Raw genomic sequence first — 21950 nt, 5'->3', positions numbered from 1 at the left:
ACGCTGCCCGGGCCGGCGCAGGGGGGCCGCAGGCGCCGGCGCGCCCGCGACACGCCTGTGGCGGCAGCGCCGCTCGGCCGGGATCGCGCGCCGGGCGAGAGCGGGGGCTGCCGCGCGGGCCGGGGATCGTGCAGGATGCACGGCGCCTCACGCGGACGGACGCAAGGGGCGGTCGAGAGTGCACAACGTGAACAAGCGCGAGAAGAACGGCCGCGGCGGGGGCGGGAAGGACGATCACGGCAAGGGCGGGGGCGAGCTCGCCGAGGCGGCGCGCGCGCTCGAGCGCGAGCTCAGCCGCTTCGAGGAGCTCGCGGACTCGGCGCGGAGGCTGCCCCTCGACACGCGCAAGGGGCTCGAGCGCGCCGCGAGGTCGACGACCGAGGCCGCGGAGGCGCAGCAGCGCGTGAGCTTGGCGCTCGGGTCGCTCATCGCGGCGATCGCCGCGGCGCGGGATCGCCACGAGGCGACGGCGACGGCGCTCGCGGGGCGCGGCGAGGAGATCAAGCGGCGGGCAGAGCAGCTCGGGGAGCTGTTCCAGCGCTTCGCGGCGCTCGGCGAGGAGGGGCGGAACATCAACCAGCTGGTCCAGGAGGCCGCGGCGCGCCAGCGCGAGGCGACGAGCCCCGAGCAGATCGGGGAGGTGGTGGCCGCCATGGACGAGGTCGAAGGGCGCATGGGGCACCTCGCGGACGAGGCGCGCGGGCTGGCTCAGGCGGCGACGGAGGCGGGGATCGTGGATCTCGCGGAGCAGGCGGACGGGATGCGGCAGCAGGTGACCGCGATGCGGAACAAGGTGGGGCTCCTGAGAAAGGGGATGATCGCGCGGCTGTCGGGGACGGGGGGGACGGGGCCGAACTAGGGGGCGGCGGATACGCCTTTGGGAAGTGAGGGTGGGCTAGGACGACGGGGACCGACAGAGCGTGAAATAATGATCGAGCGACTTCTCCCCCTTGAACGCGGCGCCGATGGACACGTCCTTTGAAACCCGGCGCATGAAGTCGCGCGTTCCGTTGTAGACGAAGAATTGGAGGCCTTTGCCGTTGGGAACGACCTGGGGCCAGCCGTCGGGCACGGGGCCGTCCGGGACCTGGAAGTAATCGATCACGACCGCTCCGCGCTCCTGCCACGCCAGGTTGCCCGCCGTCGGGAGCGCGACGAAGAAGCCAGGGCCGATCCAGGAGCGCGTGAACCCCTCGTTGTAACCAAAGAGCCGAGCGCTGCCGTCCTCGGGCAAGGCAAAACGCTTCTCGAAGAAGCGGAGCAGGGACGGGAGAGGAAGACTGTTCCTGCCCTTGTGATGAACTGCAACACGACGCGGGGTGCCGTCCGGGACGAAGAAGTCGAGCGTGAGCGGGGGGGCGTGGAGCGCGGCGGTGTAGAGCGACCGCTGATCCGCGCGGGTCGTGGTCGACAGGGCGTGGAGGCGCTCGTCGTGCGTCAAGCCATCAAGGTGCTCCGCGAGGCGAGCTACCGGGGCGTTCTGGCGAAGAAGTTGGATGAGCTCCGACATGGGCAGAGGAGCCTAGCAGCGTTCCGCTTCGGCGCAGGCGGCCAGCCTCGCCTTGAAACGAGGCCGGCCGGGCGAGGCGCCATGTCGCGGCGAGCGATGCCTCAGCCGCAGTCGGAGGGAGTACGCAGCAAGGCCGCGGCGAGATCCGTCAAGTCGGCGCCGTCGAGACCCGCGGCGAAGCGGCGGAACGCCTGCTCGTCACCGCCCGTCAACGCGTGGGCCGCGCAGACGGCGCGGGGGTGGACCGAGCGGGCCGCGGGCGCGCGGAGCACCCGAGTCAGGCCCTCCAGCGCCTCCTCGTTGCCTGCCGCCGTGGGCGCGGCAGAGGCCACCACGGCGCGAAGATCCGCGGTGAGGACATCGGAGACGTCGGTCACGCGGAGCACGCCGGCGAAGAAGGCGCGCCACGCGGGGAGGGCGGCAGGGTCGAGCCCCTCCAGGTACGCCGCGAGGTGCCGGAGCGCGAGCACGCGCGCGCGCACCGAGCTCGACGCCAGCGCGACCTGGCCCCACGTGCGGAGCGCCGCGTCGGGCGGCAACCTGAACTTGGACAGGTACTGGAGCCGCGCGTCCGAGACGCCGCCGGTCGCGAGCCCGGTCCGCAGCGCGGACCAGTCGTCGGCGAACAGATCCTCGGGCGAGACGACGCTGCTGCACGCCGCGTAGCTGTCGACGTAGTCGAGCCCGTAGCTGTAGGGAGCCCCGGCGAAGATGCCGGTGAGCACGCTCGACCACGCGCCGCGGACCTCGACGTCGAGGCCCGGCGCGCACGCGGCGTCGCACGCCGCGGCGAGCGCGACGGCCCGGGCCGCCTCGGCGTCGAGGCCGGCCACGAACGCCTCGAGCTGCTCGGGCGCGAGCCCCGCGGGCAGGCCGCCCTGGAGCGCGGCGAGCTGGTGCGCGCCGCCGACGTCGAGGAAGCGCGAGATCGCGTCGGGATCCGACGGCACGCGGTGCGGGGCGAGCGTCGTGGCGTAGGCGTCGAGATCGCGCTCGGTGCTCAGGAAGGCCCACTCGGGGTGGCGATCCAGCGGATCGACGACGAGGAGCTCGGAAGGCGCCCCGGGCGCGACCTCGACGCGCTCGGCGGGCGCGAGCGTCTGCACGCGGGTGAGGCCGTCCCCGGCCACCCAGGCGAGCTCCAGCGGGGCAACGAGCGCGCCGTCCGGGTCGTGCAGCGTCACGAATGCCCCGCCGGAGGCCGCGGGCTCGACCGTGAGCCAGGGGAGCGCCCTGGCCGCGACCGCGCGCCGCGCGCGGGCCAGCGCCTCCGGGCCGAGCGCCGGCGCGAAGGCGTCGAGGAACTCGTCCGTGCCGATCGTCCCGAAGCGGTGCTCCTCGAGCACCCCGCGGAGCGCCGACCAGAAGGCGTCCTCGCCGGTGAGGCTGCGGATCTGGGTGAGCAGCCAGGCGGCGCGGCCGTAGGGGCCGCTCGTGTACTTCTCGCCCGGCGCGAGCGATGGATCGCGGACGGCATCGCCCGCGTGGGGGCCGAGCTCGTCGCCGTTCAGCGTCCCCGCGCCGCTCTCGTCCGTGTAGGCGCGGACGCCCTCCTGCTCGAGCAGCGTCGCCATGCCCTCCTTGATCCAGAGGTCGTCCCAGGTCTCCACCGTCACCAGGTCGCCGAACCACTGGTGCGCGAGCTCGTGCGTCGTGAGCAGGAGATCCGAGGCGAGGGCAGGCTCCGTGCTCCGCTCCTCGCGCTGGAAGCTGATGCTCGCGTGCTCGATCCCGCCCACCGAGAAGTCCGGCAGGAGCACGAGCGCGTACTTCTCGAACGGGTACGGCACGAGCAGCTCCTCGAAGCGGTCGATCGCGCGCGCGATCTCGTCCAGCATCTTGCCGTGATCGCCGGGCAGCCCGCGGCGGCGCCAGATCGCGATGGGGAGGTCCCCCTTCGCCCCGCGCTCGACCTCGAAATCGCCGATCGCGAACGCCATGAGGTAAGGCGGCAGCGGATAGGCGGTCTCGTAACGGACGAGGCGGCCCGAGGCCCCGAGGTCCTCGTCGCCCACGAGATCGCCGTTCGCGATCAGCGACTCGCCGCCGTCGACCCGCATCGCGACCGAGAACAAGGCCCGGTCCGAGGGCGCGTTGTGACACGGCATCCACCGCGACGCCCCGAGCGGCTCCGACACCGTGTAGACGGCGCGCACGGCGACGGGATCGCCCATGCGCTCCGGCACCGCGCGGAGCGCGTCGCCGGAGAGCGCCTCGTAGTCGATCTCGATCTCGATCGGCTCGCCGCGCGTCGCCTCGGGCACGCTCGAGAGATCGACCGCGAGCGCCGCGCGCGCCGGATCGAGCTCGTGCGGGAGGGCGCCGCCGTCCTTCTGCCGGACCTCCTTCACCTCGGCGACGGCGCTGTCGAGCACGACGACGCGCGGGCCGTCGCCGGTGACCGACAGCGTGAGGCCCAGCGTCGCGACGAGGCGGCCTCGCTCCCAGTCGAACTCGCCCCGGAGATCGTATCGCTCGACGTCGAACGCGCTCCCCTCGAGCGGCGCCGGGCCTTCCCCCGAGCACGCCGCGACGAGCGATCCAAGCAGCAGGCAGGCCACCCGGAACGCTCCGGGGCGGTGTTTCTGGACAGTGCAGTGCATCCGGTCTCCTTCGATCGGAAGAGGCGCTTCATCTCGCCCGCCGGAAGCCGCAGCCCGGTAACCCGAGCCCAGACAGGCGCAGCGACGCGTAACTGACCTATGGACAGTTACGCGTCGCTGCGCCCGTGGCCAAGCGGAGGTGACGCCCCGGAGATCGCGGCGGGGAGGCCCGGTGTTGAAAAAGCGGGGCGCTCGGTTGCGTGCGCCACGGGCGCGCGACGCTCGGGGTCGCCGCGCGTCGACGCGGCGCCGCCGGCGCAGGCGAGCGCGGCGCTCGGGCCGCGGGCAGCCCGAAGCGCGCGCCGGCGCTGGCCAAGGCGCGCGCACCCTTGCGTACCCTGGGCGCAGCGCGTCTGTCGTTTCGCCGTTCATTTGCAAGGGTTGCAGCGACCTATGCGAGGATGCTGCCCGCCATGGCACATCATCGAGAGGGGTGGAGGAGGGGGCGTTGGCTGGCCGCGCCCCTGGCTGTGAGCGCGGCGCTCGCCGTCGCGCTCGTTCCGAAGAGCTCGTCCGCTCAGACGTGGACCGGCGGACGGACGACGCCGGTGCTCGACGAGATCGTCGCGATCGACAGGACCGGGGAGCCGCGCTGGCCCTACGGCGACGAGGACGTCGCGGGGGACGGCGAGGCGACCTTCGCGGAGCCGGAGCAGTCGATCGATTTCCGCACCGCCTACGCGGTCGCCGACGCCGGACGGCTCTGGGTGCGCGCCTACGTGTCGGGGACGACCGCGATCGGCGCCCAGACGACGCTCTTCGTGTTCATCGACGCCGACAAGAACCGGGGGACCGGCGGCACGGCCGAGGCGCCCGAGATCGACCCGAAGTTCACGGCCGATGCGTCGATGGGCGGCTACGAGTACGTGCTCGGCGTGAAGGGCGACGGCACGCTCTCGGACGTCTGGAGGTTCGTGGAGCCGCCGGGGAGCTACGAGCGCGTCACGGTCACCGACATGCAGGTGGCCACCGAGGCAAGGACGGACGTCGATCCCCTGCTGCTCGGCGACGCGACGCGGGGATACGTGCAGGGATCCATCGATCTCAACATCGTGGGCGTCAGCGTGGCGTGCGCGGCGAACCTGTACTTCCGGTCGGTGAACGGCGCCGCGGAAATCGGGCCGGGCGATCTCGACATCGGCCTCTCCGCCCCGTGCGTGGCCGACGACGGGGACGGCGACCGCGTGCCCGACGTGATCGTCCCGTCGTCCGGCTGCACCCGCGACGCGGACTGCGCCGGCGCGGGCGTGTGCGTCGCAGGCGACTGCGTGCTGCCGGTGTCGTGCGTCGACGATACCGACTGCGCCGGGGACGAGGACTGCTCGCCGGATCACCGGTGCATCCCCGCGCCGTCGGGCAGCTGCACGTCGAACGTCGACTGCGGCGACCTCGTGTGCGTGGGCGGGCAGTGCAGCCCATGCTCGCTCGGCGGCGACAGTTGCGGCCCGGACGCGCGCTGCGCGCCGACCGGGCGCTGCGTCGACGGCGCGGCGTCGAGCGGCGCGGGCGGGCCCGGCGAGCCGGATTTGCTCGAGGGCGATGCGGTCCAGGGCGGCGCCTGCGCCTGCGCGACGGGGCCCGCGCCCCTCGGCGGCGGCGCCCTCTCGCTGCTCGCCGCCGGCGGGCTCTCGCTCGCCTGGCGCAGACGTCCCCGCCGCGGACCGGGGGCTGGCCGATGAAGAGGAGACCCATGCGCGCACGGATCACCGCCGCCACCGCCTGCACGATCTTCACGATCCTCGCCGCCGCGACGGGCGCGTCGGCGCAGGAGACCGACATCGACATCGAGCGCTTCAAGCCCGCCGTCACGCACGACGCCTTCGTGGTCACCGAGGGCTCCGGCGTCCGGGAGCCCGAGGATCCCTGGGAGTTCGGGCTGCTGCTGAACTACGCGCGCAACCCGCTCATCGTCGCGACGGGCGACGGGGACGTGCGGACGCAGATCGTGAGCGGCCGCCTGGGCGCCGATCTCATGGCCTCGGTCACCATCGCCGAGCCGTTCGCGCTCGGCCTCGACATCCCGTTCTTCCTCTTCCAGTCGGGGGAGGGCTCGCCGTCGTTCGGGGGCCTCGGCGACATCCGGCTCGTGCCGAAGCTGCGCATCCTCGACGACCGCGACTCCATCGGCCTCGGCCTCGTGGCCGAGCTGCGCGTGCCCACGCACACCGGCGATTTCTCAGGCGGCGCGCGCAACGTGGTGTTCTGGCCGCGCATCATCCTCGATCACCGGTTCGCGCCGGGCCTGCGGTTCGGCGTCAACGCGGGCGTCGCGATCCGCGAGCGGACGACGTACGCGAACGTCGAGGCGGGGAGCGAGCTGACCTACGCGGCGGCGCTCGGCTACCGCTTCGGCGGCATCGACGGGAAGGTCGAGATCGGCGCCGAGGCGAACGGCGGCATCGGCTTCACCGCGGACGACTTGAAGGAAGAAGAGACGCCGCTCGAGGCGCTCGGCTACGTGAAGATCAACCCGAGCGAGGAGTGGGAGATCGTCGCGGGCCCGGGTATCGGCGCGCTGGCCGGCTACGGCGTGCCGATCTTCCGCGTGTTCGCGGGGGTGAAGTACACGCCGACCTCGCACGACCGCGACAACGACGGGGTCGACGACGAGCGCGACCAGTGCCCCGACGTGCCCGAGGATCGCGACGCCGACTACGACAGCGACGGCTGCCCCGAGGAGGACGCCGACGACGATCAGGACGGCGTGGCGAACGCGGATGACGAGTGCCCGGACGAGAAGGAGACGATCAACGGCGTCGAGGACGACGACGGCTGCCCGGACAAGGGCGAACCGCAGGTCACGTACGAGCAGGGCCAGATCGTGATGCGGGATACCGTCCGCTTCCGGACCGGGTCGGCCGAGCTCGAGCCGGAGTCGTACAAGACCCTCGACCAGGTGGCGCTCGTCATGAAGGCGAACCCCGAGGTCGAGCGATTGCGGATCGAGGGGCACACCGACGAGACCGGCACGCGCGAGCTGAACCTCCGGCTGAGCCAGGAGCGCGCGGACACGGTCCGGAAGTACCTTATCCAGAAGGGCGTCAGCCCTGGCCGGCTCACGGCGGAGGGCTTCGGCCCGGACAAGCCGCTCGCAGAGGGCGACGACGACGCGAGCCGGGCGAAGAACCGCCGCGTGGAGTTCGTGGTCGACAACTGAGGCGCGCTCCTCCCCGCGCGCGCGCTCTTCCACGAGGGCGCCGCGCGGGCGGCCGCCCGCGCGTCGAGGGCGCCGCGCGGGCGGCCGCCGCGCGTCAGAGGCGACCGCTGCCGTCCGTCAGAAGCGGCCCTGGATCCCCAGGCCGCCTCCGGTGGTCCCGACGGCGGGCGTGACCACGATCCGCGCCGCCGCGGGCTCGGCGTCGCCGAGCGACGTCACGAACAGCGCGACGCCGGCCGCGAGCCCGACCCCGCCGACCACGAAGCCGATGTTGGACAGCGTCGCCGCGCTCTTGGCGTCGTCGACCAGCGCCACGCCCTGATCGTCGCAGAGCGTCGCGGTCCGGCAGTGGTCGTCCTGGGCCCGGCCCCACCGCGCGCTGGCGATGAGCCCGAAGATCGAGCCGGTCACGACGCCCGCGACGCCGACGCCGCCGGCCACGAAGGCGAGGGTGCGGCGGGTGCTCGCGCCGTCGTCGCCGTCGCCGCCCGCGACCGGCCGGAGCGGCGCCCCGGGCGCCGGCGCGGACGGCCCTCCGGGCTGCGACGGGGCCGCTGCGGTCGCCCCGGCCGCCGCGGGGTCGTCCTCGAGCGGCGGGACCGCCACCGTGACGACCTTGCCGGGGCCGGCGGTCTGCGCCTCCACCGAGAACGGCTTCTTGCCGGGCGCGGTCGCCTCGATGCGGTGCGTGCCCGGGTCGACCGGGAGCGGCGCGCTCCACGCGCCGGCGTCGAGGACCGCGCCGTTGCGCCGCACGACGAGCCCGTCGGCCGGCGCGCTCACCGCGATGGCGAGGCGCTCGAGCCGCTTCTCCAGATCGGCCGCGCGGCGCGCCGCCTTCGCCTCGCGGTCGGCCTGGCCAGCCCGGCTCGCCATGTCCGCGGCCTCGCGGAACGCGGCCCAGGCGCTCGCGGTCCGGCCGAGCCGCTCGAGGCAGTCCGCCAGGTTCCACTGGGTGCCGTAGCCCGGGTCGAGCCGCTGGCTCGCCGCGAACTTGGGGCACGCTTCGACGAGCTTGCCCTGCGCGACGAGATCGCGCCCCTGGCGGAAGAGCGCCTCGGCCGCGGCGGCCTGATCCGCCGAGGGCTCCGCGCGGGCGACGCCCGCGGAGAGCGACAGGAGCGCGGCGACACACCACGCGACGCGGCTATTTCCTCGATGTCTCGTCATCATCATTCCTCGGGGGCCTGGGAGTCGACGGCGGCCTGGCCGCGGGCGGCCTCGGCGCGGGCGGGCGCGCGACGGCGCCCGCGCTCGCCGACGCAGCGACGCGCGCGGTCGCCGAGGGCGGCGCCTCGGGCGTCGATGAAGCTGCGGCCGGCGCGTCCCCCGGCGCCGGCGCGTCGGCGCGCGGCGGCTCGGCCTCGGCGCGAGGCGCCGGCCTCGTCTCGGCGCCCGCGGACGGCGGCGGCGGCTCGGCCTCGGCGCGCGGGGGCTCCGGGGCGGCCGAGGGGGCGGCCGGGGGCGACCTGCCGCGCACCGCGAGGTAGACGCCGGCCCCGCCCGCGATCGCGGCGGCCAGCACGCCGCCGGCGACCAGGGCGATGGGCGCGCGCGACGCCGGGCGCTCGCTGCGGCTCGACAGCCCCATGCTCGTGGCGGGCGCCGTGCCCGACAGCGCGTGCGGCCCGGCCGGCGCGCCCGACAGGCGGGGCGGGCCCGACGCGGTGTCGAACGGCGCGCCCGACAGGCGCGGCGGGGTCGAGGCGGCGTCGAACGGCGCGCCCGACAGGCGCGGCGGCCCCGAGGAGGCCCCGAACGGCGCGGCGGTCCCGAACGGCGCGGCGGCCCCGAACGGCGCCCGCGACGCGCGCACGGTGGCGTCGAGCGGCACGAGCATCGCCTCGACGATCGCCTCGCCGTGCGGCAGGAACGCGCGCAGCGCCGCCGCGAGCTCGCCGGCGCTCGCGGTGCGGCCGGCCGGATCGATGATCAGCGCCCGGTGCACAACGTGGGCGACCTCCGGCGGCACCCACGGCGCGATCTCCTGGATCCAGCGCACGGGGGTCGTGCAGATGGCCAGGACGAGCTCGCCGAGACCGGTCAGGTGCTGGTTGGGGCGCTGCCCCGACAGGGCGTGGTACAGGCTGATCCCGAGCGACCAGATGTCCGAGCGCGCGTCGATGGCGCCGCTGCCGCGCGCCTGCTCGGGCGACATGTAGAGGGGCGAGCCGAGCAGCGCGCCGCTCTTCGTCATCCCGCCGTTGCCGAGGCTCTGGTCGCTCATCTTGGCGACGCCGAAGTCGAGCAGCTTGACGACGCGCTGGCCGCCCTGCTTCCGCGCGAGGAACAGGTTCGCCGGCTTGATGTCGCGGTGGACGACGCCGGCCTCGTGCGCGCGCTCGAGCCCGAGGCACGCCTGCAGGCCGATGCGCAGCGCGAGATCGACCGGCAGCGGGCCGAGCCGCTCGATGAGCGCCTGCACGTCCTCGCCGTCGAGGAACTCCATCGCGATGTACGGCGAGCCGGTCTCGCGGTCGCGCCCGGTGTCGAACACCTGCGCGATGTGCTCCGACTCGACCGCGCCGACCGCGCGCGCCTCGCGCTGGAAGCGGCGGAGGAGCTCGTCGTCGGCGGCCTGGCCGAGGATGACCTTCACCGCGACGCGGCGGCCGGTGCCGGTGTGCCGCGCCTCGTAGACGGCGCCCATGCCGCCCTGGCCGAGCAGCCGGAGCATCGCATAGCGGTCGTCGAGGACTCGACCGATCATGACGGGAGGCCCGGAACGCCGGCGACGGCCGCCTTGGCGAGCGCGTCGGCGGAGCGTGAGGCGGCGGCTTGGGGGCGGGCCCTCTTCACGGCTGCAGGCTAGAGCACCTCCGCCCCCGCGTCATCCCTCGCCGCAGCACCTGCACCACGGCAGCCTCACGAGCGTGTGGCGCGACGTCTCGAAGGTCGAGAGGTCCTGGATCAGGAGCCGGCCCCCGAGCCTCGAGGGCGTGTACGCCGAGAGCACCTTGAGGGCCTCCATGGCCACGAGCTGGCCGAGCAGCTGCCCCATCGCGCCGGCGTGGGGCGCGGGCTCGGCCCGGAGGGCCGCCGCGGGCAGGGGGCTCAGCGCCTCGGCCATCGCGCAGACCCGGCACGCCGTCTCGCCCGGGAACACGAGGGGGCCGAGGACGGCCGTCGCCCCCGCGAGGTGCGCGAAGAGGGAGGCGATCCGCGCGCGGTGGCCGAACCGCGCGACGCGCGAGAGGAGCTCCGCGTCGTCGCCGCGCACCGCCGCGACGAGGAGGTGGGGGCGCTCGTCGGGCGCGAGGAGGTCGTCCGAGAGGAGCGCGGCGGCGGGGCTCTCGTCCACCCGGCACAGCGGCGCGCGCTCGCGGATCAGCGCCGCCACGGCGCCGCGGCGGGGCGCGCCGAGCGCCGCCTGGCCCCGCGCCTGGGCGACCGCGACGTCGCGCGGGTCGACCGCGCCGCCGCGCTCGTCGATCAGGCGCAGCGCCGAGATCCCCGCCGCCGCGAGCGCGAGGGCGGCCGCGGCGCCCCAGGGCTCCGGGCCCACGACGAGCACGCGCGCGCTCGCGATCCGCTGGGCCGCCTGCTCCGGGGCCGAGGACCACCTGCGCAGGAACTCGACTTGCCCGCGGAGGCGATCGCGATCGACGGACGGCGGCGCGTCGGGCGCCGGCTCGACCAGCCCGCGCGCCTCGAGCAGGTCGAGGAACGCGGTCACGCTCTGCGGCGAGTAGTCGGCGAGCGCCTCGACGAGCGCCTCGCGGTCGCGCGACCCGTCGAGCAGCGGCACCATCCGCTCGAGGAACGCGCCCACGTCCCCGCCGGTGAGCTGGAAGGTGCCGAGATCGGAGCGGAGGATGACGCCCACGTCCGTGGGCGTGATGCTGGCAGAGCGGCTGAGTCGAATGCTGGGCATGGTGCTCTCCGACGATCCCTGTTCAGGCCTGCTGGGCCCCGGTCCGGCCCTCTGCCGGTGCGGGCTGACCGATGCAGACGAGGTACATGGCGTCCTCCTCGGCCGGGAGCGCCAGGAAGCGCTTGAGCTCCTCGTCGTAGAAGCCGCCGATCGCCACCGGGCCGAGGCCCATGGCCGTCGCGACGAGATAGAGGTTCTGGCCGAGGTGCCCCGCGTCGAGCCACAGGAAGCGATAGCCGCGCTGGCCGTACTTCCACATCGTGCGGAACGGGACCGCCGTGATGACGACCACGACGTTGGCGTTCAGGACCATGTGCTGGTCCACGGCCAGCTCCGCGAGCGCCGCGTGGGTGACGCCTTCCCGGCGGAGCTCGAGCTCGTGCGCGCGCGCGTCGTAGTGGTGCAGGCCGTCCGGGACCCCCTCGACGGCCTGCGTCGCCACGTAGATCTCGAGCGGGTACCGGGCGCCGGCCGAGGGAGCGGGGCGATCGTGGCTCCACTCTCCCTCGATTTTTCGCATGCCACTGACGCCGTAGCTCGCGTGGAGGAGCCGCCCGAGCGTCGCCGCCGGCATCGGCCCGAGGGCGAAATCGCGGACCGATCGCCGCCGCTCCAGCACCGCGCCGAGCGGGGCGTCGATCGAGAAATCGCGCCCGGGCAGCGGCGTGCGCGTGGAGCCGGCGTACGTGCGGAAGCGGAGCGGCTGGAGATCCTTGTCGAACGGCGGCTCGATCCCCCGCGATCTCACGTGGGAGGACTGGAGATGATAGAGCCGCGCGACGTCCGCCTCTTTGCTCCTTGCCATGGTGTCCTCTCTCAGGCCATCGGGTGAGGGTCAGGGTTGATCCCGCGGGGGGCCATCGCGTGGAGGCGCGGATTGCCGAGCCGCGCGCGCTCGTGGCCGAAGTGGATCTGCTGGAAGTCCGGCCCGAGGGCCCGGGCGACGCGGAAGGGGGTCGGCGCGAGATCGGGCGACGTCACGTCGACGATCGCGATGCGCAGCCCCGCGGCCTCCACGCGTCGGGCGAGCTCGGGCAGCGAGACCTCCCCGGGCTCCTCCAGCTCGGCGGCGGTCACCGTCCCTCCGCGGCGGAGGAAGTCGAAGGCCGCGGCGCGGCTCGGGGGAATGTAATAGACCGCGTGATCCTCGAGCGAGCGCACGTCCTCCGGCCGCTCGGGGACGGCGACCGCTTCGCCCGTCATGAGCCGGAAGACGTAATGGCCTATCTGGCCCTGCTCCAGGATGGCTTTCTTGATCGCGGTGAGGGGGCTCAGGTGGGCGGAGACCGAGACCACCGCGCCGGGCCAGCGCTTGCCGTCGCCGTAGCCCACGCACATGACCACGGGCACCGCGATGCCGGCGTCGAGGAGGTACAGCTCGATCCGGGCGCCGCGCTCCTCGAGCTGCCGGGCGATCTCGTGCACCTCGCGGTCGACCGTGTCGTCGGGCAAGATCCGCTGCCCCGGCCGGCGAGCGAGCCACGAGATCATGAACGCGTCGCGCTCGATGAGCTCGAGCGCGGCGCCCATCGACGCGGCCTCGAGCGTCGCGCCGGCGGCGAGCCCGTTCGAGGTCACCTCGCAGAAGGTGTCGGGCCCTGCGCAGTAATTGTAGTAGGTCGGGAGCGCTGGCACGTGCACGGGTGCGTGGGTGTCCAGCCAGCGCCCCACGGCCCACGCGATGGGCGTGGCCGGATCGAGCCGCGCGAAGGGGAACTCGGGCCTCGCGTACTGCTCCTCGGCGTAGAGGCTGAGCCGCTCCGGAGCGATGAAGTCGCCCTTCATCTCGGCGACCGAGGCGCGGAGCAGCGCCTGCTCGTCGAAGATCCCGGCGGAGTAGCGCTCGACCGCCTCGCCGGTCGCCCGGACCATGGCCTCGACGGCCGTGAGGCCCTTTCCGGTGCCGACCTGCCGCTCCTCGCCGCGGTGAGCGTGCTTCGAGCCGTCGGTGAAGTCGCTGAGGACGGCCACGGCCGTGACGGGCGCCTCGGGGGCGAGCGCCGGGCTCGTCGCGCTCAGCGCGAGGTGCTGGACGATGCCGACCCGCGCGTCGACGATGCCGGCGAGCATCCGCCGGAGCGCCGCCGGGTCGCGCGCGTCGCGGAGGTGCACGCGCGGGCGCCTCCGCGCGCTCCCCCTGCGCAGGGCGCCTTCGGCGCCGCCGCAGACCGGGCACCAGGGCATCTGCAGGACGGCGTGGAACGACGCCTCCAGGTCGATCAGGTCCTGGACCAGGAAGCGCCCCGCGAGCGGCGAAGCGGCTCGGGTGACGAGCAGATCGAGGGCCGCGAGCGCGACGGCGTGGCCCAGGAGCGCCGGCACCGGCGCGAGGTAGGTGCGCGCGCGGCGCCCTGGGCGCCCGGCGAGGAGCGACGCCTGGAGCGCGTGATCTGCCTCGGGCTGAGCGCTGGTGGCGAGCCTCCGGAGACGGCAGCAGTCCCAGCATGCTGTCTGGCCCGGCACGACGGCCGGGCCGATGACGGCGTCGAGCCCCTCGAGGTGCGCGCTGAGCGAGAGGACGGAGGCCTCGTGAGCGAAGCGGGCGACGCCCTGAAGGACGAGGAGATCATCGCCCGGGACGCACGCGAGGATCAGGTCCCATCGGGTGTCCTCCAGGGCGAGCGGTCGACCGGCCTCGGCGATCAGCGTCCCCGGCGTGACCGCGCAGCCGGGAGCGATCCGCGACAGCGCGAGCGAGAGCGAAACCGCGCGAGCCTTCCCGAGATCCCCCTCGGTGAAGGGGCCGAGATCGTCCGCCGTGACCTCTCCGTCGTCGAGGACGTGGAGCGCGCCGACGCCGGCGGACGCGAGCTCGGTGGCCGCGACGGCGCCCCACGGCTCGAGCCCGACCACGAGGACGCGCGAACGCGCGAGCTTCTCGTGCGCCTCCGCCGGCGCGGCGGTCCCCCCGAGCGACGAAGCGGCGATCGATGCGCTGGGCAGTTGGATGGTCACCCGAGATCTCCAGGAAAGGGCAGCGCGGCGGCGTCTCGACCGGCGCCGCGCTGCACCTTCGGTAAACAGGTTCAACAGGTTCAACCCTGGCGCTCGCGGAGCGGCGCCCCGACAAGCAAAGGAGAGGAGAACCTCGCGCGCGGCTGGCGCGCGAGGTCGCGTGATCGTGGTGAGCCCAGGAAGACGGGAAGGTGCTTTTGGGGTCCCCCGCGCTCCTCGCCTTTCCCGAGAGCTCGATAGCTCGGCCTCGCCGGCCTTCGGGCTGGTTTCAGCGCTACCTGTGGCCGCACCTGTGGCCGCCGCAGTTGTGGCCGCCGCAGCGGTGGCCGCCGCAGCGGTGACCGCCGCAGTTGTGGCCGCCGCAGCGGTGGCCGCCGCAGTTGTGGCCGCCGCACCTGTGGCCGCCGCAGTGGTGGCCGCCGCAGCTCCAACCACAGCTACAACTGCAGCTCCAACCGCAGCTACAGCTACAGTTGTAGCTGGCCGGATTTGCTATTTCCATTTCCTCCAGCCTGCTCGACAAATCGTCGATGGCATTGCGGAGCTCCTTTATCGAGACATCCAGGTCTTTCGGCGCGCCATTTTCGTTGTTCGAATCACTCATCGCAGAGCCTCCCACGAGTAGGTGAGGCACGCAAAGGGTCTTCGTCAATCCGATGGCTCATTGCCTGACGACGGAAGTCGAGGTGATTCCCTGTCATCCAGGCCCGTCGGGGTCGTGGGCCGCGCGATGAGTCTGCGGCTCAATCGCGGTGCTCGGGAGAGATGGATTCGAACTGTAAAGGTGCCAAGGACGCCAGGGAGAAAATAGTCTCGGCTCTCTTGGTGTCCTCGGCGTCTTGCGTTTTTCTCGTCCGGGCCGCCGTGCCAGATTTCGGTGAGATTGCCTGTGATCCGGAGCGACCACGCGCGCGGGCCGCGGAGCCGAGAGGGGCGCCCGGGACGGAGCGCTTACCTCGCATCAACCCCGCTCGCGGGCCGCGGAGGGCTCCTCGGCGCTCGCCGCGGCCGAGATAACGTGTTCGGGCTGCTCCGTGCTCGAGGGAGGTACGGTGTTCGACGGCGCGCGCGCTCAGCGCGACACGAGCAGCCAGGTGATCACGCCCCCCAGCGTGAAGAACAGGATGCCCGCGCCGGCGAGCACGGCGCGCGAGGCCCGCCGCTCGATGAAGCTGGCGGCCGCCCGGAGGCTGGCCGGAGCGGCGATGCCGAGGCTGCTGTCCCGCGCGCCGATCTTCTGCATGGCGGCGTCGAGCGCCACGAGCACCGCGCGCGCGTGGGGGAAGCGGTGATCCGGATCCTTGGCGAGCAGGCGCATCACGACCGCCTCGAGCGCGGGCGGGACGACGATGCCGGGGGAGCGCTCGGCGATCGGCGGCGGCTCGGTCGAGCGGTGCTGCGCGAACAGCGCCGAGGGCTCGACCGCCGTGAAGGGGTGCTGGCCCGCGAGCATCTCGTAGAGGATGATGCCGAGCGCGTAGAGATCGGCCCGCCGGTCGACCGAGCGCATGCCGAGCGCCGCCTCGGGCGCCATGTACGCCATCGTGCCGAGCAGCACCCCGGCGTTCGTGAGCGAGCGGCGCGAGCCCTCGTCCGTGAACGAGAACTGCTCGATCGGGACCTTGGCCAGGCCGAAGTCGATGAGCTGGACGCGCTCCTCCGGCCCGTCGAGGACCATGATGTTGAGCGGCTTCACGTCCCTGTGCACGATCCCGAAATCGTGCGCCGCGTTCAGCGCCGTCGCGATCTGGCGCGCGATGTTCGCCGCGCGCGGCGGGGGGATGGGGCCCTGGTCGATGAGCTTGCGCAGCGTGATGCCGCGGATGAACTCCATCACCATGAACCACGCGCCGTCGTCGAGCTGGTTGATCTCGTAGACCGCCGCGACGTTGGGATGGAAGATGTGGCGGCCGGCGATGGCCTCGCGCTCGAAGCGCTCGATGAGCTCCGGCAGCTCCTCGGCGTCCGGGTGGAGCACCTTGACGGCCACGTCCTCGCCGGTCGCGAGCTTCGTGGCCCTGAAGACGGCGGCGATGCCGCCCATCGCGACGAGCTCCTCGATGCGGTACCGGTGGAGGAGCGTGCGCCCGATGAGCGCCATGGCCCGCTCGTGCGCCGCGGAGCTCGCCTGACCACCCGCGAGGACCATGGGCCCGCTCATGCGGCGGCGCCTCCAGGCCGAGCCCCTCGCGCGCAGGCCGCGCCGCCGCGCCTTGCGGGCACAGCCGCGCCGCGCCCGCAAGGCGCCTCGCGGTGGAACGGCGGTTCCACCCTTGCTGACATCATACGCTCACGCACCGGGCGTTCGAGGGTAGCGCCCCTCCGTGCCCAGCGCCATCGCCACGGTTCGGCGCGCGGGCGGGAAGCGCGCCCGCGCGGGGGCGCTTCCCGCCCGCGCGCCGAGGCTGGAGCTCACGGAGCACGGGTGAGCCGCGCCTCCCGAGCGAGCCCGGGAACGGCACCGCTCGCCGCCCTCGGCGGGGGCTGCCCGCGGATCGTCGTGCCCTCGTCGCCTCGCGCCCGGGATTCGACCGCTCCGCCGTGACGGAGAATCGCCGGGCTGCGCCGTCTCCTGCTCTGAAGGCGCAGGCGCATCGTGCCTCCGGCCGGACAGCGGGTCAGGAGCCATCATGGCCTGTGGCCCGCGGCGGCGCGGACAAGGAGAGACGCTGGAAACGAGATGCGGAGTCGCGCCCGCAACCCCCGTTGAGAGAGGCCCCATTGCGCGCCGGGCGGCGCCCGCCCGTCGCCGGCGGAGCGCGACCACCTCTCGGCAGATCCCGCGACCTCGCCGGAGCTCCGGCCCCGCGCGCGGGCCGGACGGCCGAGCCGGCTCTGGCGGGCGCGCGCCCGCTGTTCTGCCACGAGCAGCCCACATCGGCGCCCGTCGTGCGTGGACGAACGCCGTTTGAGCAACACGCCAAGTTCGCAGATGCGTTTTCTCGACGGGCTCGTGTAGCCTGTATTCGTGGAGGTTTCCATGCAGAGCACAATGCGTCGCACCGTTCTCCTCGCGCTCTTCTCCGGGCTTTCCGTGGCAGCTTGTTCCGCTCCCGATGCGTCGAGCCTCTTCGCTACCGGCGGCTCCGGACCGGGGAGCGTGACCTCCGCGAGCGGAGGCGAGGGCGGCGCCCCGGGCGACGGGGGCGCGGCGGGCGTGGGCGGCGATGGGGGCGCGGGTACCGGGGGCGCGGGCGCGGGTACCGGGGGCGCGGGCGCGGGCGCGGGGCCCGTCATCGTCGACGAGCCGCCGGTGTGCGGCGATGTCTACGTCGACTGCGACGCGGACGAGGAGAACAGCTGTGAGATCAACGTGACGAACGACGCCCTCCACTGCGGCACGTGCCCCGTCGTGTGTGACGGCATCTGCCGGGCCGGCGTCTGCGCCGGCACCACAACCCACGTCTCCGGCCAGCAGGAGCCGCTGTACCTCGCGGTCTCCCGCGGCACTGTGTTCTGGACCAACGGGGAGCAGGGCGTCGTCAGGCAGTGGTCGCCCGGCGAGAACATCGCGATCAACATCGCCACCGGCCAGCCGGAGCCGGCCGACATCAAGGCCGACGACACCCACGTCTTCTGGGCCAACCAGGGCCAGAGCGGCATGAACGACGGCCAGGTGATGAGGGCGCGCATCGGCGGCGAAGAGGAGCCGATCGCCCTCGCCGCAGGGCAGGCCGCCCCGTTCGGCGTCGCGCTCGACGACGAGTTCGTCTACTGGACGAACCGCGAGCGCGGCGGCTCCGTGGTCCGCGCACGAAAGGACTCGGACGGCAATGGACCGTTCGTCACCATCTCGAACCGCGGGGGGACGACCCACGCCCTCGCGGTCGACGCGACCCATGTCTACTGGACGGTCCGCGACGAGATCGGCCGGGTGATGTCCGCGCCCAAGGACTCCACGGGCGAGGGTCCGTTCAACGAGCTGGCGACCGAGCAAGGCGAGGTGCGCGAGATCGCGATCGACGCGACGCACGTGTACTGGACGACCAGCAGGACCGGCACGGTCATGCGCGTGGCCAAGACCGGAGGAGAGCCCACGGCGATCGTCACGGAGCAGGAGAACCCGAGGGGCATCGTCGCCGACGCGACGGGCGTCTACTGGACCGACCCGACGTCGCCGCACATCATGCGGATGCTGCCGAACGGCATCATCGGGGCCTTCGCCGCCAGGGAGCTGTCGCCCTTCGGCATCGCCCTCGACGCGAACCGCGTCTACTGGACCAACGCGCTCGGCGATGGCGGCACCATCGTGAGCGCCCCGAAGTAGAGGTCGCGCGTGGAGGCCGGGGCGCGGCGTGCTACAAGCCCGCCCCGTGCTGCTCGAGACGTTTGCCGTCGGTCCGCTGGGTTGCAACTGCTCGATCGTCGTCGACCCGGCCAGCAAGGCCGCGGTCGTCATCGACCCCGGGGGCGATTTCGACAAGATCCGCGCGCGCCTCGAGCGGGCCGGGGCGACGGTCGCGGCCATCGTGCACACGCACACCCATATCGATCACGTCGGCGCGACCGCGCCTCTGCAGCGCTGGTCGGGCGCCGCGGCGCGCATCCACGAGGCCGACCGCTTCCTCTATGACCTGCTCCCCGACCAGGCGGCGCTCCTCGGCATCGCGCTGCCGGAGCGCTGCGAGCTCGACGGCGACCTGAACGACGGCGCGGTCGTGAAGGCCGGCGGGCTCGATCTGCACGTGCTCCACACGCCGGGGCACACGCCCGGCAGCGTGTCGTTCCTGGCCCTCTCGACGACGGGCGCGGTGGCGTTCACGGGGGACACCCTGTTCCGGCGCAGCGTCGGCAGGACCGACCTCTGGGGAGGCGACTCGCAGGCGATCTTCACATCCATCCGGAGCAAGCTGCTCACGCTCGACCCGTCGACCCGGGTGGTGACCGGACACGGCCCCTCCACGACCATCGGTGAGGAGCGCGACACAAACCCTTATTTGCGTGCGTGATCCGCCGCCGGCCGATCGCGCTGTCGCTGGGGGCGAAGACGTGTAAAGCGGGAACGCGGGAACGCTGGAACTGGAAGAAGAGCCCCGGCATCTTCGCGCCTTCCCGCCTTGAACAGCCCGCGCGCCGGCGCCGCTTTCCCGCGAGAAAGTGCTTGCATCCTGGCAGGATTCTTCCGAAAAATGCCGCACGACGAGAGCGCGCACCGGCTCCCTTGAGCCGGATCGATCGCCGTCCGTCGCGGAAGTCGAGCACGATGAGCACCGAAAGCGCGTCCGCCACGAAGGTCGATCTCGAGATCCTCCCCACGCAGCACCCTCTCGGCGACGCGGAGCGCGCGCAGCGCATGCAGAACCCCGGCTTCGGGCGCGTGTTCACGGAGCACATGGTCGTGATCCCGTACGCCGCGGACAGGGGCTGGCTCCGGGGGCAGCTCAAGCCGTACGCGCCGCTCACGCTGGATCCCGCGGCCATGGTGCTGCACTACGGTCAGGCGATCTTCGAGGGGTTCAAGGCGTACCGCCAGCCGGACGGGCGCATCAGGACGTTCCGGCCGGAGGCGAACGCGCACCGCTTCAACAGCTCTGCCCGGCGGCTCGCGATGCCGGAGATGCCGGTCCCTCTGTTCGTGGGCTCCGTCGACGCCCTGATCCGCCAGGATCGCGCGTGGGTGCCCGCGGCGGTGGGCGAGAGCCTGTATATCCGACCGCTGATGTTCGCGACCGAGGTGGCGCTCGGGGTGAGGTCGTCACGCGAGTACGATTTCCTGGTGATCGCGTCTCCCGCGGCCGCGTATTTCCCCCAGGGCGTGAAGCCGGTGACGGTCTGGATCTCGGAGGATTTCGTCAGGGCGGCGCCGGGCGGCACGGGCGCGGCCAAGTTCGCCGGCAACTACGCCGCGAGCCTGCTCGCGCAGATGAACGCCGCGGCGGAGGGCTGCGCGCAGGTGGTCTGGCTCGATGCGGTGCACCGCAAGGTCGTCGAGGAGATGGGGGGAATGAACATCTTCTTCGTCTACGAGGAGGGCGGGCGCACGGTGCTCGTGACGCCCGAGCTGACAGGCACGCTCCTCCCGGGCATCACCCGCGACAGCATCATCCAGCTCGCCCGGGATTTCGGCTATGGCGCGGAGGAGCGCAAGGTCACCTTCGACGAGTGGCGCGCGGCGGTGCGCGAGGGCCGCATGACCGAGGCGTTCGCGTGCGGCACGGCCGCGGTCATCACGCCGATCGGCGCCGTGAAGTCGCGAGAGGAGAGCTTCGCCATCCACAACAACGAGACGGGGCCGGTGGCGGCGCGCTTCCGCGAGGCGCTGCTCAACATCCAGCACGGCCTCGCCCCCGACCGGCACGGCTGGATGCACGACGTGGTCTGACGAGGATCCCGCGCGGGCGTCGCGCGGCGCGGGCTCCTTGCGCGGCGCCTACTCCGTGGCCGGCGATCGCTTGGATTTCGCCGTCAGGCCGTATTCGTGCAGGCGGTACTGGATGGTGCGTATGCTGATGTCGAGGAGCTCGGCCGCGCGCGTCGTCGAGCCGTTCGTCGCCTCGAGCGTCGACAGGATCGCATAGCGCTCGATCTCCGCCATGGTGGCGCCCGGGACCCGCAGGGCGCCCTTGGCGACCGGCGCCGCGTCGATGGGGAGGTGCTCCGCGTCGATGCGCGTCTCGTCGCAGAGCACGACGGCCCGCTCGATCGCGTTCTCGAGCTCGCGCACGTTCCCCGGCCACCGGTGCGCGATGAGCTTCGCCCGCGCCTCGTCGGTGAACCCCTCGATCTTGCGGTGGTTCTCCGCGGCGAACCGGCGGAGGAAGTGATTCGCGAGGAGCAGCACGTCGGTGTCGCGGACGCGCAGCGGAGGCATGTCGATGTGGACGACGTTGAGCCGGTAGTAGAGGTCCTCCCGGAAGTGGCCCTCCTGCACGGCCGCCGCGAGATCGCGGTTCGTGGCCGCGATGAGCCGCACGTCGACCGACACGGTCTCGTTCCCGCCGACGCGCTCGAACTTCCGCTCCTGGAGCACGCGGAGCAGCTTCACCTGCGTCGACGGCGCGATCTCGCCGACCTCGTCGAGGAAGAGCGTCCCGCCGTGCGCCTGCTCGAACCGCCCGATGCGCCGCTTGTCGGCGCCGGTGAACGCGCCGCGCTCGTGGCCGAACAGCTCGCTCTCGAGCAGCGACTCGGCGAGCGCCGCGCAGTGCAGCGTCACGAACGGGCCCTTGACGCGCGGGCCCTTCGCGTGGACGGCGCGCGCGAGCTCCCCCTTGCCGGTGCCGCTCTCGCCGGTGATGAGCACCGTCGCCCGCGCGCCCGCCACCTGCCGGGCCATCCGGTAGACCTTCTGCATCGCCGGGCTCGTCCCGATGAGCCCCTCCACGCCCTCGCCCTCGCGCTCGCGCAGCTGCCGGCGGAGGTTCTCCGCCTCGACCCGGAGGGCGCTCCGCTCGAGGGCGCGCTCGAGGGAGAGGAGGAGCGCGTCGAAGTCGACCGGCTTCGTCAGGTAGTCCTCGGCCCCGGCCCGCATCGCCTGCACCGCCGAGCTCACATCGCCGAACGCGGTGACCACGATCACCGGCAGCGAGGGGTCCTGCTCGCGGAGCTTCCCGAGCAGCGTCACGCCATCCATGTTCGGCATCTTCAGATCGGTGACCACGACGTCCGGCGGCCGCTCCGTCGCGACCTCGAGCGCCTCGACGCCGTCCGCCGCCGAGTCGACAGCGTAGCCCTCCTGTCGCAGGAGCTTCTCCAGCCCCGAGCGCGCGCTCGCCTCGTCGTCCACGACGAGCACCCTCGAGCCCTGCCTCTTCTCAGCGTTCATGTCGTCCCTTCCGAAGACCGCCAGAGGATACCGCGCCGCAGTCGATGGAGGCGCGTCGCGGCTCTCCTCCGGCTGCGGCGCGCCTC

At 73.1% G+C, this 21950-nt stretch carries 15 protein-coding genes; 6 read left to right on the top strand and 9 right to left on the bottom strand.

Annotated features, from left to right (window positions below):
* Positions 1–187: 187 nt before the first annotated feature.
* Positions 188–859: a hypothetical protein gene (locus tag WMF36_RS31855; protein ID WP_437574530.1), complete on the top strand. Its 672-nt coding sequence runs from the start codon at positions 188–190 to the stop codon at positions 857–859.
* A 36-nt stretch (positions 860–895) separates the two neighbouring features.
* On the opposite strand, the gene WMF36_RS31850 is transcribed toward WMF36_RS31855, so the two are convergent.
* Both WMF36_RS31850 and WMF36_RS31845 read right to left on the bottom strand, forming a co-directional pair.
* Positions 896–1510, bottom strand: a complete 615-nt coding sequence (locus WMF36_RS31850; RefSeq protein WP_437574529.1) for a hypothetical protein — start codon at positions 1508–1510, stop codon at positions 896–898.
* 101 nt (positions 1511–1611) lie between these two features.
* Entirely contained in the window at positions 1612–4113 is a 2502-nt protein-coding gene (locus WMF36_RS31845; RefSeq protein ID WP_437574528.1) for a M1 family aminopeptidase, read from the bottom strand.
* Positions 4114–4526: 413 nt separating this feature from the next.
* Here WMF36_RS31845 and WMF36_RS31840 point away from each other — a divergent pair, with 413 nt between their 5' ends.
* Positions 4527–5792 (top strand): hypothetical protein, encoded by a 1266-nt coding sequence (locus WMF36_RS31840; protein ID WP_437574527.1) that lies wholly within the window; start codon positions 4527–4529, stop codon positions 5790–5792.
* 11 nt (positions 5793–5803) lie between these two features.
* A complete protein-coding gene (locus WMF36_RS31835) occupies positions 5804–7270 on the top strand; it encodes an OmpA family protein (RefSeq protein WP_437574526.1) in 1467 nt (488 codons plus the stop codon).
* 117 nt (positions 7271–7387) lie between these two features.
* Here the strand turns inward: WMF36_RS31835 and WMF36_RS31830 are convergent, their stop codons facing one another.
* The 6 genes from WMF36_RS31830 to WMF36_RS31805 form a co-directional block, all read right to left on the bottom strand.
* Positions 7388–8440: a hypothetical protein gene (locus WMF36_RS31830; RefSeq protein WP_437574525.1), complete on the bottom strand. Its 1053-nt coding sequence runs from the start codon at positions 8438–8440 to the stop codon at positions 7388–7390.
* On the bottom strand, positions 8418–9980 hold the full coding sequence (locus WMF36_RS31825) for a protein kinase domain-containing protein (protein ID WP_437574524.1): 1563 nt from the start codon (positions 9978–9980) through the stop codon (positions 8418–8420). Before WMF36_RS31825 ends, WMF36_RS31830 begins: the two co-directional genes overlap by 23 nt.
* A 120-nt stretch (positions 9981–10100) precedes the next feature.
* A complete protein-coding gene (locus WMF36_RS31820) occupies positions 10101–11144 on the bottom strand; it encodes a TOMM precursor leader peptide-binding protein (protein WP_437574523.1) in 1044 nt (347 codons plus the stop codon).
* A gap of 22 nt (positions 11145–11166) precedes the next feature.
* Complete coding sequence (locus WMF36_RS31815) at positions 11167–11949, bottom strand: SagB/ThcOx family dehydrogenase (RefSeq protein ID WP_437574522.1); 783 nt, start codon at positions 11947–11949, stop codon at positions 11167–11169.
* Between the two features lie 11 nt (positions 11950–11960).
* Positions 11961–14099: a TOMM precursor leader peptide-binding protein gene (locus tag WMF36_RS31810; RefSeq protein WP_437574521.1), complete on the bottom strand. Its 2139-nt coding sequence runs from the start codon at positions 14097–14099 to the stop codon at positions 11961–11963.
* A gap of 1072 nt (positions 14100–15171) precedes the next feature.
* Entirely contained in the window at positions 15172–16260 is a 1089-nt protein-coding gene (locus WMF36_RS31805; protein WP_437574520.1) for a serine/threonine-protein kinase, read from the bottom strand.
* Positions 16261–17091: 831 nt separating this feature from the next.
* Here WMF36_RS31805 and WMF36_RS31800 point away from each other — a divergent pair.
* The 3 genes from WMF36_RS31800 (at position 17092) to WMF36_RS31790 (ending at position 20421) form a co-directional block, all read left to right on the top strand.
* Positions 17092–18366, top strand: coding sequence for a hypothetical protein (locus tag WMF36_RS31800; RefSeq protein WP_437574519.1), 1275 nt, complete (start codon positions 17092–17094; stop codon positions 18364–18366).
* 46 nt (positions 18367–18412) lie between these two features.
* Entirely contained in the window at positions 18413–19048 is a 636-nt protein-coding gene (locus WMF36_RS31795; RefSeq protein ID WP_437574518.1) for an MBL fold metallo-hydrolase, read from the top strand.
* Positions 19049–19302: 254 nt separating this feature from the next.
* Positions 19303–20421: a branched-chain amino acid aminotransferase gene (locus WMF36_RS31790; RefSeq protein ID WP_437574517.1), complete on the top strand. Its 1119-nt coding sequence runs from the start codon at positions 19303–19305 to the stop codon at positions 20419–20421.
* A 48-nt stretch (positions 20422–20469) separates the two neighbouring features.
* On the opposite strand, the gene WMF36_RS31785 is transcribed toward WMF36_RS31790, so the two are convergent.
* A complete protein-coding gene (locus WMF36_RS31785; protein WP_437574515.1) occupies positions 20470–21864 on the bottom strand; it encodes a sigma-54-dependent transcriptional regulator in 1395 nt (464 codons plus the stop codon).
* Positions 21865–21950 lie beyond the last annotated feature (86 nt).

This window comes from Sorangium sp. So ce887, from assembly GCF_051521455.1.
Taxonomy (GTDB): domain Bacteria; phylum Myxococcota_A; class Polyangia; order Polyangiales; family Polyangiaceae; genus Sorangium.
Note: the sequence above shows the minus strand (reverse complement) of the source record. Positions and strands in the feature narration are given on the sequence as shown.

Bases quoted from the DNA above. Each gene is read 5' to 3' on its own strand.
- WMF36_RS31825 (WP_437574524.1), bottom strand. From the start codon at position 9,980: ATGATCGGTCGAGTCCTCGACGACCGCTATGCGATGCTCCGGCTGCTC.
- WMF36_RS31785 (WP_437574515.1), bottom strand. From the start codon at position 21,864: ATGAACGCTGAGAAGAGGCAGGGCTCGAGGGTGCTCGTCGTGGACGAC.
- WMF36_RS31805 (WP_437574520.1), bottom strand. From the start codon at position 16,260: ATGAGCGGGCCCATGGTCCTCGCGGGTGGTCAGGCGAGCTCCGCGGCG.
- WMF36_RS31845 (WP_437574528.1), bottom strand. From the start codon at position 4,113: ATGCACTGCACTGTCCAGAAACACCGCCCCGGAGCGTTCCGGGTGGCC.
- WMF36_RS31790 (WP_437574517.1), top strand. From the start codon at position 19,303: ATGAGCACCGAAAGCGCGTCCGCCACGAAGGTCGATCTCGAGATCCTC.
- WMF36_RS31840 (WP_437574527.1), top strand. From the start codon at position 4,527: ATGGCACATCATCGAGAGGGGTGGAGGAGGGGGCGTTGGCTGGCCGCG.
- WMF36_RS31800 (WP_437574519.1), top strand. From the start codon at position 17,092: ATGCGTCGCACCGTTCTCCTCGCGCTCTTCTCCGGGCTTTCCGTGGCA.
- WMF36_RS31820 (WP_437574523.1), bottom strand. From the start codon at position 11,144: ATGCCCAGCATTCGACTCAGCCGCTCTGCCAGCATCACGCCCACGGAC.
- WMF36_RS31815 (WP_437574522.1), bottom strand. From the start codon at position 11,949: ATGGCAAGGAGCAAAGAGGCGGACGTCGCGCGGCTCTATCATCTCCAG.
- WMF36_RS31850 (WP_437574529.1), bottom strand. From the start codon at position 1,510: ATGTCGGAGCTCATCCAACTTCTTCGCCAGAACGCCCCGGTAGCTCGC.
- WMF36_RS31830 (WP_437574525.1), bottom strand. From the start codon at position 8,440: ATGACGAGACATCGAGGAAATAGCCGCGTCGCGTGGTGTGTCGCCGCG.
- WMF36_RS31835 (WP_437574526.1), top strand. From the start codon at position 5,804: ATGCGCGCACGGATCACCGCCGCCACCGCCTGCACGATCTTCACGATC.